14 protein-coding genes are annotated in these 16,329 nt (G+C 41.9%); 9 read left to right on the forward strand and 5 right to left on the reverse strand.

What is annotated here, in order from left to right:
- Positions 1 to 143: 143 nt before the first annotated feature.
- From B5Y40_RS04505 to B5Y40_RS04515, 3 genes are all read left to right on the forward strand, one after another.
- Positions 144 to 1,223 carry an L-dopachrome tautomerase-related protein gene (locus tag B5Y40_RS04505; protein ID WP_159453607.1) on the forward strand — a complete coding sequence of 360 codons (1,080 nt, stop codon included), beginning with the start codon at positions 144 to 146 and terminating at the stop codon, positions 1,221 to 1,223.
- A gap of 38 nt (positions 1,224 to 1,261) precedes the next feature.
- Positions 1,262 to 2,026, forward strand: coding sequence for a DUF72 domain-containing protein (locus tag B5Y40_RS04510; RefSeq protein WP_079685503.1), 765 nt, complete (start codon positions 1,262 to 1,264; stop codon positions 2,024 to 2,026).
- Between the two features lie 286 nt (positions 2,027 to 2,312).
- Complete coding sequence (locus tag B5Y40_RS04515; RefSeq protein WP_079685504.1) at positions 2,313 to 3,218, forward strand: 3-keto-disaccharide hydrolase; 906 nt, start codon at positions 2,313 to 2,315, stop codon at positions 3,216 to 3,218.
- Between the two features lie 84 nt (positions 3,219 to 3,302).
- Here the strand turns inward: B5Y40_RS04515 and B5Y40_RS04520 are convergent, their stop codons facing one another.
- Genes B5Y40_RS04520 through B5Y40_RS04530 form a run of 3 tightly spaced genes read right to left on the reverse strand, consistent with a single transcriptional unit; the run spans position 3,303 to position 6,725 of the window.
- Complete coding sequence (locus tag B5Y40_RS04520; protein ID WP_079685505.1) at positions 3,303 to 3,920, reverse strand: hypothetical protein; 618 nt, start codon at positions 3,918 to 3,920, stop codon at positions 3,303 to 3,305.
- Positions 3,921 to 3,977: 57 nt separating this feature from the next.
- Positions 3,978 to 5,336, reverse strand: coding sequence for a sensor histidine kinase (locus B5Y40_RS04525; RefSeq protein WP_079685506.1), 1,359 nt, complete (start codon positions 5,334 to 5,336; stop codon positions 3,978 to 3,980).
- Positions 5,337 to 5,357: 21 nt separating this feature from the next.
- Positions 5,358 to 6,725, reverse strand: a complete 1,368-nt coding sequence (locus B5Y40_RS04530; protein WP_079687076.1) for a sigma-54-dependent transcriptional regulator — start codon at positions 6,723 to 6,725, stop codon at positions 5,358 to 5,360.
- A 185-nt stretch (positions 6,726 to 6,910) separates the two neighbouring features.
- Here B5Y40_RS04530 and B5Y40_RS04535 point away from each other — a divergent pair, with 185 nt between their 5' ends.
- Positions 6,911 to 9,337 carry an ABC transporter permease gene (locus tag B5Y40_RS04535; RefSeq protein WP_079685507.1) on the forward strand — a complete coding sequence of 809 codons (2,427 nt, stop codon included), beginning with the start codon at positions 6,911 to 6,913 and terminating at the stop codon, positions 9,335 to 9,337.
- A gap of 23 nt (positions 9,338 to 9,360) precedes the next feature.
- On the opposite strand, the gene B5Y40_RS04540 is transcribed toward B5Y40_RS04535, so the two are convergent.
- Positions 9,361 to 10,692: a sensor histidine kinase gene (locus tag B5Y40_RS04540; protein WP_079685508.1), complete on the reverse strand. Its 1,332-nt coding sequence runs from the start codon at positions 10,690 to 10,692 to the stop codon at positions 9,361 to 9,363.
- Positions 10,689 to 11,396, reverse strand: a complete 708-nt coding sequence (locus tag B5Y40_RS04545; RefSeq protein WP_079685509.1) for a response regulator — start codon at positions 11,394 to 11,396, stop codon at positions 10,689 to 10,691. Before B5Y40_RS04545 ends, B5Y40_RS04540 begins: the two co-directional genes overlap by 4 nt.
- A gap of 173 nt (positions 11,397 to 11,569) precedes the next feature.
- On the opposite strand from B5Y40_RS04545, the gene B5Y40_RS04550 reads away from it, so the two are divergent.
- The 5 genes from B5Y40_RS04550 (at position 11,570) to B5Y40_RS04570 (ending at position 16,296) form a co-directional block, all read left to right on the forward strand.
- On the forward strand, positions 11,570 to 11,887 hold the full coding sequence (locus B5Y40_RS04550; RefSeq protein ID WP_143785610.1) for a hypothetical protein: 318 nt from the start codon (positions 11,570 to 11,572) through the stop codon (positions 11,885 to 11,887).
- Positions 11,888 to 12,222: 335 nt separating this feature from the next.
- Positions 12,223 to 12,666, forward strand: a complete 444-nt coding sequence (gene mraZ / locus B5Y40_RS04555) for a division/cell wall cluster transcriptional repressor MraZ (protein ID WP_079687077.1) — start codon at positions 12,223 to 12,225, stop codon at positions 12,664 to 12,666.
- Between the two features lie 174 nt (positions 12,667 to 12,840).
- Positions 12,841 to 13,776, forward strand: coding sequence for a 16S rRNA (cytosine(1402)-N(4))-methyltransferase RsmH (rsmH, locus tag B5Y40_RS04560; protein ID WP_079685511.1), 936 nt, complete (start codon positions 12,841 to 12,843; stop codon positions 13,774 to 13,776).
- A 41-nt stretch (positions 13,777 to 13,817) separates the two neighbouring features.
- Positions 13,818 to 14,216, forward strand: a complete 399-nt coding sequence (locus B5Y40_RS04565) for an FtsL-like putative cell division protein (protein WP_221408870.1) — start codon at positions 13,818 to 13,820, stop codon at positions 14,214 to 14,216.
- On the forward strand, positions 14,206 to 16,296 hold the full coding sequence (locus B5Y40_RS04570; protein ID WP_079685512.1) for a penicillin-binding protein: 2,091 nt from the start codon (positions 14,206 to 14,208) through the stop codon (positions 16,294 to 16,296). Before B5Y40_RS04565 ends, B5Y40_RS04570 begins: the two co-directional genes overlap by 11 nt.
- Positions 16,297 to 16,329: the final 33 nt, after the last annotated feature.

Consider the following 16,329-nt stretch of genomic DNA (forward strand, 5'->3'; position numbering starts at 1 on the left):
AATAATTATGTCAACGTTTTCGGGATGTAAAAAAAACGGAAAAAGTTACAGGCATTGTTTTTTCTTTTAAGAATAGTATAAAATAATGTCTATGAGTTATGAATACCGATCGATGGTTAGTACGAGTTTTATCCTGCCTAATAGTGCTGCTTATAGCGGCCTGCAGCGAAGTAAGTGTGAAAGGTACAGGCGATGAGACAACTACGGTTGGTGAATCGCAAGTTACAGTGGTTGCAAACTCTCCCAGGCAATGGACGGGTGTAGCGGTTTCGCAGCAATTGCGTACAGAACAGATGAGATTATTCGCCAATTATCCCAACTGGTCTTTAGACCATTCTACCTCGGTCGTTGACATTACCAATCCAACAAAGGCATTACCTTATCCGGATGCAAATTGGAATACATGGACACCCGGTATGAATCCTGAAGAGCATTTCATTTGTGTGCAATCTGTGTTCGTTGATGCGAATGATTATCTGTGGGTTCTCGATGCTGCTAATCCTAAACGTGACGATCGGTATAGCGGTGTTGTAAAGGGCGGAGCGAAGCTTGTACAAATTGATTTGAAGACTGATCGAATCGCCAATGTTATTGTATTTGGTGATTCTGTTGTAAAGCCAAATAGTTATCTCAATGATATACGTATAGATGCACAGCGTGAGATCGGGTATATAACGGATTCTAACGAAGGCGCTATAATTGTGGTAGACCTTGACTCCGGCAAATCATGGCGATTACTCGGTAACAATAGCAGCACGAAATCTGAAGACCTTGTTCTGAAAATTGATGGCGAAGAATATCGTACTGCTGATGGTGAATATCCGGTGGTACATGCAGATGGATTAGCATTAAGCCCCGATGGACTATATCTATACTGGCGCCCTCTTACCGGAAATAGTTTATACCGGGTTGAAACTTCCTTATTGATATACCCTGATTTTTATTCGGGTAAGTTGGATGTAGAGGTTGAGAACCTTGGTAAATTTCCTCCATCCGATGGAATGATCTTCGATAAGGAAGGCAATCTATACCTTGCTTCGATCGAAGAAAATGCAATTCGTGTTTACGATGGTACTACAACACGCATCGTAGCCAGAGGAAAAGATTTTAAGTGGCCGGATTCTTTTGCGGTCGCTGCTGATGGTTCGCTATATGTAAGTGTATCACAATTGAATATAGAAAGCCCAACAGAGCCCTATAGAATTTTAAAGTTCAAACCCTAACGAATAGATTAGGGAGTCTTTAAATTTAGGGATGAGGTATGAAGTACTGGATCGGTTGCTCTGGGTTTTCGTACAAAGAATGGAAGGGGATTTTTTATCCTAAAAATATACCGCAGCGAAAGTGGTTTGAGTATTACTGTGAATCGTTCAACACGGTTGAGTTGAATGTTACCTTCTATCGCTTTCCCATTGTTAGTGATTTGAAAGGGTGGTATAGCAGGAGTCCTGCTGATTTCCGGTTTGCAGTGAAAGCCCCTCGCCTCATTACGCACTATAAGAGATTTAAAAACGCAGCAGAAGAAACACAACGCTTTTACGAAACTGTAGGAGAGGGTCTGGGAAATAAACTTGGCAGTTTATTATTTCAGATGCACCCTGCGTTTCAATACAGTGAGACGAATCTTGAATTAATATTGACTACATTAAACAGTGCCTTTACGAATGTATTGGAGTTTCGCCATGCAAGCTGGTGGAGAAACGATGTATTGCAGGCGTTGAAACATCACCAGGTATGCTTCTGTGGTATCAGTTATCCGGGGCTGCCTGAAGATGTGTACTATACCTCTCCCGTGGTATACTACCGATTCCATGGTATTCCTAAATTATACTACTCACCCTATGATGAAGCATCACTGAATCACATTTATAAAACCGTAGACGCATTTCAGAATGTAAGAGATGTATATATTTATTTTAACAATACGGCTGAAGGTCATGCGGTGGTGAACGCTAAAACATTCCAGAGTATACTCCCTGAATCTGAACAATGGAAAGTGAAAAAGCCAAAGGGGCTGTTTGATTAATAAGTAATTGTCTTGAGATTAATTGATAGTAAAGATAGAACTACGACCAGTATAGTGTTGGAGAATTTGAGCCGCTGTAAATAAAAACAGGCCCGGTATGACTAGCATCATCCGGGCCTGTAAACCTAACCTACTCTACCCTTGCCAACTATGTATAAATTGCTGTGCCATGCGTTTTTGCCTTGTGTCATGCGATTTTTTGTAGTATTTGTGGAATCACTGCCTCATTTTTGTTTATAATTATCAGCAATAGTATGTTTATATTGCCTGTGCATAATTTTTACATATGACCAAACTCCAGTATACATTATCACTGCTTTTACTCGTCTTCATCACCATAGAAGTCGGGGCACAATCTAAATCTAAATCTAATTCATCATCCGGAAAGCAATCGTCCAAAAAGGAATGGATAAAACTCTTTAATGATCGCGATACCCGCGATTGGATTGTTAAGATTCATCATCATGATGTAAATGTAAATTTTGGCAATACGTTCCGCGTGAAAGATGGTGCTATACAAGTACGCTACGACCAATATGGTGACTTCAATGATCAGTTCGGGCATCTATACTATAAGCAACCTTATTCTTATTATCACCTCATAGTAGAGTATCGTTTTGTTGGTGATCTCCAAAAAGGTGCTCCTGATTATACATTGCGTAACAGCGGAGTAATGTTTCACTCGCAGGACCCACGCACCATGCCAAAGGAACAGGATTGGCCTATATCTATAGAGATGCAATTTCTGGGGGGCTTAGGGGATGGCAAGCCACGTACAACGGGCAACATGTGTTCACCGGGGACAATCGTGGTGTATGACGGTAAGCTTGATGAACGGCACTGTATCAATTCTACATCCAAAACATATGATGGCGATCAATGGGTACGTGCTGAACTTATTGTGTTAGGTGATTCGCTGGTAAAGCATATTATCAATGGCGACACGGTGATGCAATATACCAAGCCACAGGTTGCTGCTGGCGTTGTAAACAATTACGATCCTGCTGTCTGGAAGGAAGGGAAACTGCTAAGCGAAGGATATATAGCCTTGCAAAGTGAAGGACAACCTATAGATTTCAGAAAAGTGGAATTGCTTCCACTAAAGGGATGTATGGATCCCAAAGCGCTTAACTATAAAGATTACTATGTAAAGTCCGACCCGACAGCCTGCCGTTACAAAAAGAATAAATGACCGCTAAGTCTGAGAGGTATTGAATAAAAATATATCTGTGACAGAAAAGTTACTCCGTCACAGATATATAGTTGCTAGTGTTTGTTAGAATGTATATACTTTTCCGTTAACGGAAGCTTTGGTCAATTGGCTGCCAAGGCCCCATCCGCTGAAATTTTTAACAAAGCCAATTCCGGGCGCCAGGTAAATGGTATATTCTTCATCTGCCCACTGCTCGATATCAAAAGAATAAGCCTTGCAATCATCAATATTTTTTTCACCGATAGCCAAATCGTCAACGAGGGAAAGTGTAATTACAGCCTCTTCATCATACGATGTTTCGGATGTCCACTGATCTCCGTTGTTTCCGAAAAGTCTCATGATATTAATTTCCGTGGCTACATTCTTTTTCCGGGTATATACATATCCTCTGCTATCAACTCTATAGTATGTAGTATCCCGATAGTTAGTATTTTCGTCCTCTACTTGTGACGTTGAAATCAGCTCATAATAAGTGCGTCCATCAAGGTCTGCCGTGCGAGTTACTTCCGTACGCATATACATTTTACTGGGCTCGGGCAGAGATTCAAATTCCCAGTAGTTTCCGATTCTGAGTGGTAGATATGAATCGGAAGGGTTCCCGCAGTCACATTCTTTATCGTCATCCGAACATGCACTGAAAGAAAGAGCAAACAGTGCTATTATTAAATAGTGAAGTTTCATATAGTGATTAATTGGGTTTGTATGGATTAGACACTACACATGAGTAAAAGGTTGGAGCTATTTATCCCTGAAGATCAAAAGGAAAGATGTTTTTGTGTGAGGAATCGAAGTCACTTTTATACTGCCTTTGTGCAAGCTCATAATCTGCTTCGAAAGACTCAAACCAATGCCGGAGCCTTCTTTTTTGGTGGAGAAGAACGGAATGAAGATATCCTGCATTTCTTTATCACGTATACCTATACCATTGTCAGTAACTTCCATGATAACCTGATGATCCGCTCTATACGCATGCAGAATGATTTTCTTTTCCGTTACAGTTTGCAATGCATATATACTGTTGGTGATCAGGTTGATGATTACCTGCTCAATCAGATTCCGGTCAAGATTGACTTGTAAATTTTCATCATCGATTTGCCACTGGAGCGAAATGTTCTGTCGCAACACTTCGGGTTCCATCAGGTTTACCACTGTTTTTAAAAATGGTTTTATATGTACAGGATTTATATTGGGTTTAGGTACCCGCGTGAGCGCCCTATATTTCTCAACAAAGTCCAGTAATCCCTCGCTTCGTTTCTGAATGGTGTCCAATGAGAAGCGAATGTCGCCCAGGGTTTCCGCGGTGATATCATCTATACCTTTCAACTGCCCGTTCCGGTCGGTAAGCATACTCTGCATGGTTTCCGTGAGTGATGATACCGGTGTAACGGAGTTCATGATCTCATGCGTGAGAATGCGAATGAGTTTATGCCAGGCTTCAATTTCTTTTTGTTCTATCTCCGTTTGTATATCCTGGATGGTGATAAATCTATAGGACTTGTTTAGTATATAGGATGTACTGACCTCAACGGCCAAATGCGAAGTGTCGTGACCAATTCTGATTTCGATTAGTTTTCTGCCATGATCTCCCAGCGAGTCCAATTCATCTGTAAGAACCGGGTTTCTTAATTTCAACAGGTTCCAGTTTTTGAATCCTTCAATGCGGAGCAATCGTTCTGCAGTGGCATTCATCAATACGATCTCTTCCTCTGCCAGTGATATTATACCGATCGGCAATTGTTTTACCAGCATTTGCAGAAACTGATATTGCGCTTCCTTCTCGATCTTTACCTGTTTGTAAGCTTGCAGTATAGATTGCATGTTCCCCTCGAGTTCTCGAAACGATTTTCCCAAGTGAGCCTGTTGAAAGGTAATGGTAAAATCAGCATGCTTGATAGCAAGAAAAAAGCGCGACAGTTCGCGGTTTGTGTGATTGACAAACCGGATTAGCTCTGCGATCTGCAAAATGAATATAATGGCCAGCGTGATCTGGTTGAAAAACATTTCACGCTGTTGCACAACCCATGAGAATAGCAACGTGTTGGCGACCAACAGTACAATCCTAATCGTTACCAAAAGATTGAAGCGTTTCAAAATCATATTCTTGCAGTATATAATATACTATATTCCATGGCGTTTCATTCTGCGGTATAAAGCCGTTCGGGTTAAACCAAGCGCTCGTGCGGTATTGCTTACATTTCCCTGGTTATCCTGTAAAGATTGTACGATGAATTGCTTCTCCATCTCATCCAGCGTTTGTGGCTGAACTTCTTTTCGTGGAGTATGGATAACACCGCTGATCAATAACTCCGCGGATTCAATTATTTTCCCTTCATTTAAAATAACAGCACGTTCTATAGCATGTTGCAGCTCGCGGATGTTACCTGGCCAATGATACTTTTTTAATTTCGTTATCACGGCTTTATCAAGTTTCATTCCCGGACGTTTATACTTCTGGCTATAGCGCGACAGGAAATGTTCTGCAAGCAAGGGTATATCTTCAATGCGTTCGCGCAGCGAAGGAACGCGGATCTCTACTGTGTTGATACGATAAAGAAGATCCTGACGGAATTTTTTTTCGAACACCATTTCGTGTAGCGGCATGTTGGTAGCGCAGACCAGACGAAAGTCTACCGGTATGGGTTTCGCCGAGCCCACCCGTTGTACGCTGCGATGTTGTAATACCGTAAGTAATTTTGATTGCAAGGGCAGCGAAAGATTGCCGATTTCATCCAGGAACAACGTTCCTCCGGAGGCAAGCTCGAAGCGGCCCGCCTTATCTTGTTTAGCATCCGTGAAGGCGCCCTTCACATGTCCAAAGAGCTCGCTTTCAAATAACGTTTCGCTAATCGCTCCCAAGTCAACATTGATGAATACATTATTTTTACGCAACGACTTGTGATGTATAGCACGCGCTACAAGTTCCTTTCCGGTTCCGTTTTCTCCCAGTATCAATACATCGGCATCTGCAGTCGCGACCCGGTCTATCAATTCATGCACACGTGCTATAGCAGGCGATTCACCAATGAAATCCGTGTAACGATTGTTCAGATCATCGCTCAGTTTCTCTTGTGTTTCCTTTAGCTTCTCAACTTCCTTTTTCGATTTACGCAGTTGCAGTGCTGCCAGAATCGTAGCCATCAGTTTTTGATTTTTCCACGGCTTCAGCACAAAATCAGTAGCGCCATTTTTAATTGCCTTTACGGCTATATCTACTTCGCCATATGCCGTGATCAATATAACCACTGCGTTGGAATCAATCTTCAAAATCTGGTTCAACCAATAAAAACCCTCTTCACCATCATTCACGCCTTTTTTAAAATTCATGTCCAGGAGTATAACATCATATTCGGTGGCCTTGAGCAACGCAGGAATTTTTTCGGGGGTATCTTCAATGTGTATCAGCGCGAACTCCTGTTTTAAAAACATGCGCGCTGTTTCGAGTATATCGCGGTCGTCATCAATTATCAGTACCTTGGCAGAGAGCATTACGGACGGAATTAGTGTTTTTGTAAAAGTATGAATTGTATCAGATGCAAACATGCTGGTGTATCGAAAGTGATACACGTTAAAAATATGGATGGCTATGAATTTTAATGTTATTGATTGAAAATCAGGTATATAGATGGTTGGCACTTTCTTTGGATACCAGCTCTGTATAAATTGGTAAACTCATGATCAAAAACTACCTGGTACTTACGTTCAGAAACTTTCTACGAAATAAGAACTACACGCTTATTAATATACTCGGCCTTACGATTGGCATCACGGCCTGCATCATCATTTTTCTTTTGGTTACGTATGATCTGAGTTTTGATAGGTTTCATTCACGCTATAATCGCATCTATAGGGTTGTACAGGATGCCAAAAATTCTTCAGGGGAAAGCATGAATGCAACCACACCGTATCCATTTGTAAAAGCATTTCGAAATGATTTTTCAGATATACCCTTCATCACACAGCTGCATTACCAGGACGAAATGCTGCTGAAGATCGGTGATGAGAAAGTGAAAGTTGAAAACATAGTTTTCACCGATTCGCTCTTCTTTGACGTCTTCGATTTTAAAGTACTGTCTGGTAACCCGAAGCAGGAGCTTGGTCAACCTGGAAAAGTATTCCTGACCAAATCATTGGCCGATAAAATTCTGAAAGGACGCGAACATCTCACCATGAAGATTAATAACATGTTGGACGTTGAGGTTGTTGGTGTTATACAAGATCCTCCGGCCACATCGCATATGAATTTTTCAATGATCGTTTCGATGCCATCTTTCTCCAAGGATTTTTTAGGAGGAATGAATATTGATGGGTGGGAAATGACGGCTGCTGGATTTGCTTACCTTGTACTTCCGGAAAATATATCTGAAGGTGAACTGGACAGACGCTTTGGCCCATTCGTTGCCAAGTATCATTCGAAGGAGGATTCTGAACGAAAGATGTATGGGCTTCAGCCACTCAGCAATATACATTTCGATGAAAACTATACCGAGAATCCGGGAACTGTATCAAATGCTTCCTATAGCGATCTGCTGATTATGAGTATACTCGGAGCATTTATACTGTTTATAGCGTGTATAAATTTTATTAACCTGGCTACCGCACTGGCTATACGCAAATCCAAGGAGATCGGGATACGAAAAACCCTGGGTGCCAAACGCGGACAACTTACGGTATATTTTCTGGGTGAAACATTTTTGCTAACCATTATAGCGGTGTTGATTTCCCTCTGCATCACCGAATGGTTATTGCCTTGGATAAACGATTTTCTTGAACGACAACTTGATCTTAACCTGTTGTCAAATCCGTTGCTGTTATTATTCTTGTTGGGACTGATTGTATTCGTAACATTTCTTTCCGGGTTTTATCCCGCTATGATTTTGTCTGGTTATAACCCTGCTGTTGTATTGAAAAATAAAATATCTGCACAAGGAAGCTCTGGTGCTGGCGTTCGAAAAGTATTGGTGGTGTTTCAGTTTATGATCGCACAGGTACTCATTATAGGCACATTGGTAATCGCTGCGCAGATGCGCTACTTTAAGAATAAGCCATTGGGATTTGATAAGGAAGCGGTGATCAACGTTCCTGTTCCGGATATCAAAAAGGATTTGATGGAATCGCTTCGTACCAGGTTGGAAAGTAATCGTTCGATTGAAAATTTTTCGTTCTCATTGGGAGCTCCCACATCGGATAATAATTTCGGTACAAATTATTTTCTCTCTGAAAAAGGCCCGGCAGAAATGTATGACATTGGTGTGAAACCGGTTGACTGGCATTACCTGGATACCTATGGCATAAAATTGAAGGCAGGCAGATGGTTTAATGAGACAGATGAAAAACTTGCAGACATGACATTGCCTGAAGAAGAACAAAAGCATGTATATATCATCAATGAATCTGCTATGAAGCGTTTGGGATTTAACACTCCGGAAGATATCCTTGGGAAGAATATAACAACTGGTGTCAGTAGAATTGATGCAGAAGTGGTGGGTGTTGTAGAAGATTTTCATGCCTCTTCACTTCATAATACAATAAAGCCCGTTGTATTTGTGAATTTTCCATACTTCTATTATGATCTGGGTATAAAAGTGAATGCATCTGATTTTAAAGAGGCCATTGGATTTATTGAAAAGCAATGGTCTGAAGTATTTCCCGAGTATTATTTTGAGTATGAATTCCTCGATGAAAAATTAGCTGGACTTTACCGACAGGATGAACGTACTTTCACCTTGTTTAAAATCTTTGCAGGCATTTCAATTTTCATTGGATGCTTAGGACTATATGGATTGATCTCGTTTATGGCGAATCAGAAGTTGAAAGAAGTTGGTATACGCAAGGTACTGGGAGCATCTATCGGCAGCATAGTAATGTTATTCTCGAAAGAATTTATCAAACTGATTGTGATCGCTTTTGCTGTAGCAGCACCATTGGCGTGGTATTGTATGCATGAATGGCTATCGGGGTTTGCATACCGAACACCGATCCGTTGGTGGATGTTTGCGTTGGGCCTTGCATCTACCTTGATAATCTCATTGCTTACAGTAAGCTATCGCTCCATTCGCTCGGCAGTTTCAAATCCTGCAGATACCTTGCGGACAGAGTAGTTATATACTGGAAGTGAAGTATACTATATCACCGGAAGTTTAATAACACAGGCAGTGCCTTTACCTTCTTCGCTATAGATTTCAAATTGCCCGTTGTTAACGGAGATGATTCTATCGACAAGTGAGAGGCCAAGGCCTGCACCGGGAATGGTACTTGCATTCGAGCCTCGGTAAAGCGGAGAGCGAACCTGGTTCAGTTCACTACTGGGGATTCCTATACCGAAATCACGAATCGTTATGGCGATTTCTTTTGGTTTGCTGGTGAGTGTAATCTTTATTTTGTCGTTGGAATATTTATAGGCATTGTCGAGTATATTCAGGAAAGCGGTTTGTAAAAGCTGTGCATTCCCCTGGATATATACTGCCGAAGTCTTCCCTTCCTTTACTACTTCACGTTCCGGATGGTGTAAGCTGAAAGAAGCCAGTGTGCGATCCAGAACTTCAATGACATCCACCGAATCCAATTCTGTTTTGTGCGCGCGTTCTTCCAGTCTTGCCAGCAGCAGTAGCTCCTGCGTTGTACTCGCCAGACGCTCTGTCTCCTGTAGGACTACGTGTAAAGTACGTCTGTACTCTTCCATCGACCGATCGCGTGCCAGTGCAAGTTCAACTTCTGCCATGATCGCGGTGAGTGGAGTTTTTAATTCATGTGATGCGTTTTGTACAAAACGTTTTTGTGTGATAAATGCTCGTTCAATTCGCGTAAGCAGTGCATTGAATGTAAGGATCAATTCATCGATCTCGTCAACGGAAGCAGCATCTTTGTCCATCTTCAGGCGATAGCCGAGATTATCTTGTGTGATTTGATTCACTTCGTTCACAACATGCTTCATGGGCTGAAGTGCATTGCCTGAGAAATATAGTCCGGTGAGGTAGGAGAGAACTAAGCTTATAATCCATCCTGCTATAATCGCTCGCAATAGGAAATTTAATTCACGTTCACCCGGAAGATCTTTATCCGATACAAAGATGAGGTATAAATTTCCATTGATAACATGCTTTCTTCCCACGGTGGAATACTCACCTCGTTCAGCATTGAACAAATCATTTGTCTTTAAAAACGTTACCCATGTGTCGGGTATATGAAAGTCGCCTTGCCGGTGCAGTAATGTACCGCTTTCAGAAAAAATAGAGATTGAAGGGTTTACGAGATTAAAAGTTCCGGAAGGCATAACATCGCGAACCTGTGGTGAAGCATAATGCAATACCTCGAGACTGGACTGCTGTGTAAGCCGGTCAATGAAATCGGCATGTACAAAGCCCCTCGTAAAAAAATATATGATAATGAGAATAGTGCCTGTAATCAGGGCACTTACAAACATGAAGCGCAGGGCGAGTCGTTGCCGGATTTTCACGCTTCCGGAAGTTTTAATATATAGCCAAATCCCGTTACGGTATGTATTAATTTAGGATTAAAAGGTTTGTCTACTTTATTACGAACGTAGTTAATATATACATCTATAAAATTGGTGCCGGTTTCAAAGTTCAACCCCCACACCGATTCGGCAATCTCTAACCGCGACCGAACCTTGCCTGCGTTTCTTGCGAGGTATTCAAGCAATGCATATTCTTTGGCCGTAAGCTGTATAACTTTACCGGAACGTTTTACTTCACGTGCATCAAAATCAATTTCAAGATCGGCTAAAGTAAATTTATCTTCATGAACGGATTGACCATTGTGTGCTGCAGCAGTATATATCTTTTTCCTCCTGGTAAGCGCCTTGATCCTCGCATATAGTTCATTGAAGCGGAATGGTTTGGGCAGGTAATCGTCAGCACCTGCATCGAGGCCTGCCACTATATCATCGCTCATACCCAGTGCTGTGAGCATCAGCACGGGTGTGACCTCATCCGTCTCGCGAAGTTGTTTGCAGAGTTCCAGCCCGTTTAATAAAGGCAGATTTATATCGAGCAGCACCAGGTCATAGCTTCCGGTTTTGGCGAGCCGCAAACCGATCTGCCCATCAAATGCTACATCGGCTTCATAGCCTGCCTCGGTTAGTCCACGCTTTAATACTTCCGCGACTTTTGTTTCGTCTTCAACGATTAATAATTTCATAAGTAAGCATATAAACGTTTTTTATCCATGGACGCAAAAATTATACTTCGATAAATATACATTCTAACATCATTCTAATTCCTAACAACATTCTAATTCCTTTGTAAGTTAATCCTAATACCGATTGGGTCTCCTCGTCCGTACAATTGCATAAGAACAAAATGCAAACGGTTATGAAAAAATTAGGATTGGTAATTGTATTGTTAACGATTATAGCATTGCATGGCAATGCACAAGATCAAAGTAAAAGCGACAGTTATCCTTACTGGACAATCTCAAAAGATGTTCAGCGGATGCAGTATAAAGATATCAAATTCGTTCCGGCTAAAATCACTACGGGAGATCTTGCCTCGAATGTATCGAAAGGAATTCAACAGGTAATCGCCAGACGTTCTCCACAGAGAACAGGAGATGTTACGATGACCGGTTATCCTTCGTGGACGATATCGAAAGGTGTCGCTAGAATGCAATACGAGAAAAATAATCGCTAAGAGAAACTACAGGTTTAGGTAGAGAAAAGAGGGGTTAGATTAGGTGGGCCACGTGAATTCTTTCACGTGGCTTTTTTATTTTCAGGTCCTCAGCACATTCACGGTGTTGTAGCAAATATCCCACAATCTCCCACCTCGTTTTCAAATCCTTCAATAAACACTGGATTCCAACATTTGTATCGAGTGATAATTTTCCATCGACTGCGGAAAATGGCTTTTCGGGGGTTATAAATGTGCTTTTTTCGACTAAAATGGAAAAAAGTGGGGGAAAGTGGTTGAAAGTGGTTGAAAATTACCTATGTTTGCTTAGGAGAAAAAGGCAACCACTACAGTCTATGACTTTCTTCACCAGTGAATATGAGAGTAAACTTGATGCGAAGGGCCGCCTGGTGCTGCCTGCGCGGATCAAAGCCCAATTGCCTGAAACTGAAGGCAATGTGCTTATGATCCGTAAGTCGCTCGATCCATGCCTCATAATCTACCCGATGGTGGAGTTCAACAAGGTCTTCTCGAAAATTTCGGGGTTGAATGAGTTTAATAAAGAAGCGGTACCACTGCAGCGCAGTTTTTTCGCAGGAACAACAGAGGTCGAAATGGATAACAACGGCCGAATTCTGATTCCCAAGAAATATCTCGCACACGCCCAAATCGACAAGGATGTAATCCTGGTAGGGATGGGAAACAAAGTAGAAGTGTGGAACCCGACTTTATACGAGAAGCACCTGATTCAAGATCCAAGTGAGTTGTCGGAGTTGGCGCAGAAATATTTAGGTGCCTGATGACGCGGTAGTTTACTGCAAGCTGTCATTTAACCTAAAGTTGTGCAATCAAAATTAAAGTCACTGGCTCAGGCCGCTGACAGTTGTAAGTATATATATAGTTATTCAAAGACATTGATAGAGGTGTTGCGAGAACAGCGAATGATCAGTGGCTTATTAATAAAATAAATTTAGATGCCTGAATCCAACAACCAGCAGCCAGCAGCCAGTGATTATCACAGGCCCGTGATGCTGGCAGAGTGCATTGAAAATTTAGCAATAGCGCCGAATGGTATATATATAGACGTAACCTTTGGAGGTGGCGGGCATAGCGCAGAGATTCTCAAGTATATCAAAGATGGTCGGTTGATCGCTTTTGATCAGGATGAGGATGCGAAGCGCGAAGCTGAAAAAATAACAAGTAGTTCTTTTACATTTTGTCAGGCCAACTTCATGCACATGAAAAAGTATTTGAAGTTGAATGGAGTGGTAAAGGTCAATGGTATACTTGCTGATCTTGGAATTTCATCTCACCAGATAGATTCTGCAGAGCGCGGTTTTTCAACACGCTTTGATGGGCCGCTGGACATGCGAATGGATCAAACTATATCGCTGACAGCAGCCAGGGTGCTGAATGAATATCCGGAAGATCAGTTGCATAAACTCTTCGGCATGTACGGTGAGTTGAAGAATGCAAGGACCGCTGCCAGACTAATTACACAACAACGCGTCAGCCAACCCTTCGTCCGCACGGAAGATTTAAAAGCAGCACTGCAAAGTATTGCTCCGCGCGGAAAGGAGAATAAATATTTCGCCCAGGTGTTTCAGGCGTTACGCATCGAAGTGAATGCTGAGATGAAGGCACTCGAAAATTTTTTGCACCAATGTGGCGAAGTGATCGAAACCGGTGGCCGTCTTGTGGTGATGTCGTATCACTCACTCGAAGACAGAATGGTAAAGAACTACATCAACAAAGGAAAAGTCTTTGGTGAAGTAGACAAAGACTTTTATGGTAATGAGATCAAGCCTTTTCAGGCAATCAATCGCAAGCCGATTGAAGCGTCAGAGAAGGAAATCGGCGAAAACAAGCGCGCGCGTAGCGCGAAACTTAGAGTAGCAGAAAAGTTATAACTGGTAACAATTAACTGACAAACGGGAATAACGGATACGGAATGGAAAACAAATTCAAGATCAAACCTGACAAACCGGAAGCAACCACACGTGCGAGTACTCCTACTGGCAGCGGCATGTTTTCGGCGATTGAAAAGCGTTTGAAACTTGAAAGTTATTTCGAAGAAGGATTTCCGGTTCAGTATCTGCCGAAGATACTTTTTGCGTTGATGCTCGGTATACTATACATCAGCAACACGCATTATTCTGAAAAGACAGTGCGCGACATCAGTGCTATACAAGCAGAAGTTGAAGACTTGCGTGCAGACTATACCACGTTGAAATCAGACCTGATGTTTGCCAGCAAACAATCAGAAGTAGCAAAGAAAGTAAAAGAGTTTGGGTTAAAAGAAAGTTTTAAACCACCATATAAAATAGTTGTAGAAGAGGGTGAATATTAAGAAGTCCATATTATTAAGAGCGCGGATTGCATTTCTGTTCGTTGTCCTGTTTGCTATCGCAGTGGTAGTGAAGACAGGACATATTCAGTTTGTACAGGGGGAGAAGTGGGCGAAGATGGGCGAGCGTATTTCATTCGACTATAAGCGCGTAAAGGCCACACGCGGAAATATATACTCCGATAACGGAAGTCTTCTGGCTACATCATTACCATTCTATAAAATTGCCTTCGATGCTTCTCTTCCAAAAGAAGAAGTATTTAATAAAGGTGTTGATTCACTTGCATACAATCTCTCCAGATTTTTTAAAGACAAATCGAAGCGCGATTACAAGCAAATGCTGATCGATGCACGCAAGTCGCACAAGCAATACATCATCCTCAATAGAAAGCGTATTGATTACCAGGATAAAAAGACCATGATGCAATGGCCGATCTTCCGTGAAGGAAGACTTCGGGGTGGTGCTATATTTGAGAAGGTAGATGTGCGTTATCATCCTTTCTCCAACCTCAGTCGCAGAACCATTGGTTTTATCAATGAGAATGATAAAGGTGCCGGGCTGGAATTCAGCTTCAATAAAGATCTCGGAGGACAGGATGGATATGCATACTATCAGAAAATCTCTGGTGGAATCTGGAAACCTGTTTATGATGCTAACAATGTAAAAGCAGTAGATGGTCTTGATCTGCAAACAACACTCGATATCAACCTACAGGATGTTGCTGAAACTGCTTTACACAAAGCAATGGTGCAACACGATGCAGGCGATGGGCTGGTAGCCGTAATGGAAGTAAAGACTGGTGAGATCAAAGCTATATCTAACCTGAGCAGCGATGGCCATGGTGGCTTCTATGAGAAATTCAATTATGCAGCAGCAGGATTGTTTGAGCCTGGATCTACATTCAAGCTTGTTACCATGATGGCATTGTTGGAGGATACGAACATTGAATTGAGTGATAGTATAAATGTAGGGAATGGTGAGTATACATTTTATAACAAGACAGTTCGTGATCATGAAGATGAAGGGCTTGGAACGGTAACGATCAAGGAAGCATTCGAGCGTTCTTCCAACGTGGCGATGGCGAAGTTGGTTGATAAACATTTCGGATTGCGTCCGCAGAAATTTGTAGACTATGTTGATCACCTTCATCTGTCCAAACCATTGGGTATACAAATCGCTGGTGAACCGATTCCTAAAATAAAACGCCCCGGGCAAAAAGGATGGAGCGGTATCAGTTTACCCTGGATGGCATACGGGTACGGTTTTGAAATAACTCCATTGCATACGCTGGCACTCTATAACGCTGTGGCAAACGATGGTAAAATGATTAAGCCTGTTATTGTGCGCGCGATAAAGCACGCAGATGAAGAGGAGAAGAAATTTGAAGTAGAAGTACTCAATAATAGTATATGTTCTGGTGAGACATTGGATCAGTTAAGACTTTTGCTGGAGGGTGTAGTAGAAAACGGAACGGCTAAGAATATAAAAGGTACACACTATAGAATTGCAGGTAAAACAGGAACAGCACAGATATTGGACAAAGGACGGTATACCAAAAAGTATATCACATCTTTTGTAGGATACTTTCCGGCTCATGCTCCTAAATATAGTGCGATCGTATTGATTAAAAATCCGCGCGGCTGGTATCAGTATGGAAGTAGTGTGGCAGCGCCCGTGTTTAAGGAAATTGCTGATAATATATATGCACGTGATATTAACCTGCACAATCCTATGGACATTAAAAAGTTCACGAAGACAGATGTACTTCCGGTAATACGGGCAGGAAATCAGCAGGAGTTAACCATGCTTTGCAATGAGTTGGGTATATCCAATCACTCGCTTACTGAGCACGAATGGGTACGTTCTACACGTGCGGGTAATGGTGTTAACTGGAAAAAAAATACGGAGGGGAAAGGTGTTGTACCGGATGTTAAAGGTATGACTTTTCGGGATGCTATTTACCTGTTGGAAAAATCCGGATTGAATGTTTTTTACGAAGGTAAAGGAAGAGTGCAGGAACAGTCTATAACGGCTGGGGCATACGCACGCAGCGGTGAGAGAATCTATATTCGATTGAATTAGAGTATAAATGTGGAATTGTTAATAAAAATGTTG

Source organism: Ohtaekwangia koreensis (genome assembly GCF_900167975.1).
Taxonomy (GTDB): domain Bacteria; phylum Bacteroidota; class Bacteroidia; order Cytophagales; family Cyclobacteriaceae; genus Ohtaekwangia; species Ohtaekwangia koreensis.

Excerpts from the sequence above, each read along its gene's own strand:
- B5Y40_RS04510 (WP_079685503.1), top strand. The coding sequence starts at position 1,262 with ATGAAGTACTGGATCGGTTGCTCTGGGTTTTCGTACAAAGAATGGAAG.
- B5Y40_RS04515 (WP_079685504.1), top strand. The coding sequence starts at position 2,313 with ATGACCAAACTCCAGTATACATTATCACTGCTTTTACTCGTCTTCATC.
- B5Y40_RS04520 (WP_079685505.1), bottom strand. The coding sequence starts at position 3,920 with ATGAAACTTCACTATTTAATAATAGCACTGTTTGCTCTTTCTTTCAGT.
- B5Y40_RS04525 (WP_079685506.1), bottom strand. The coding sequence starts at position 5,336 with ATGATTTTGAAACGCTTCAATCTTTTGGTAACGATTAGGATTGTACTG.
- B5Y40_RS04530 (WP_079687076.1), bottom strand. The coding sequence starts at position 6,725 with ATGCTCTCTGCCAAGGTACTGATAATTGATGACGACCGCGATATACTC.
- B5Y40_RS04535 (WP_079685507.1), top strand. The coding sequence starts at position 6,911 with ATGATCAAAAACTACCTGGTACTTACGTTCAGAAACTTTCTACGAAAT.
- B5Y40_RS04545 (WP_079685509.1), bottom strand. The coding sequence starts at position 11,396 with ATGAAATTATTAATCGTTGAAGACGAAACAAAAGTCGCGGAAGTATTA.
- B5Y40_RS04550 (WP_143785610.1), top strand. The coding sequence starts at position 11,570 with ATGAAAAAATTAGGATTGGTAATTGTATTGTTAACGATTATAGCATTG.
- mraZ (WP_079687077.1), top strand. The coding sequence starts at position 12,223 with ATGACTTTCTTCACCAGTGAATATGAGAGTAAACTTGATGCGAAGGGC.
- rsmH (WP_079685511.1), top strand. The coding sequence starts at position 12,841 with ATGCCTGAATCCAACAACCAGCAGCCAGCAGCCAGTGATTATCACAGG.
- B5Y40_RS04565 (WP_221408870.1), top strand. The coding sequence starts at position 13,818 with ATGGAAAACAAATTCAAGATCAAACCTGACAAACCGGAAGCAACCACA.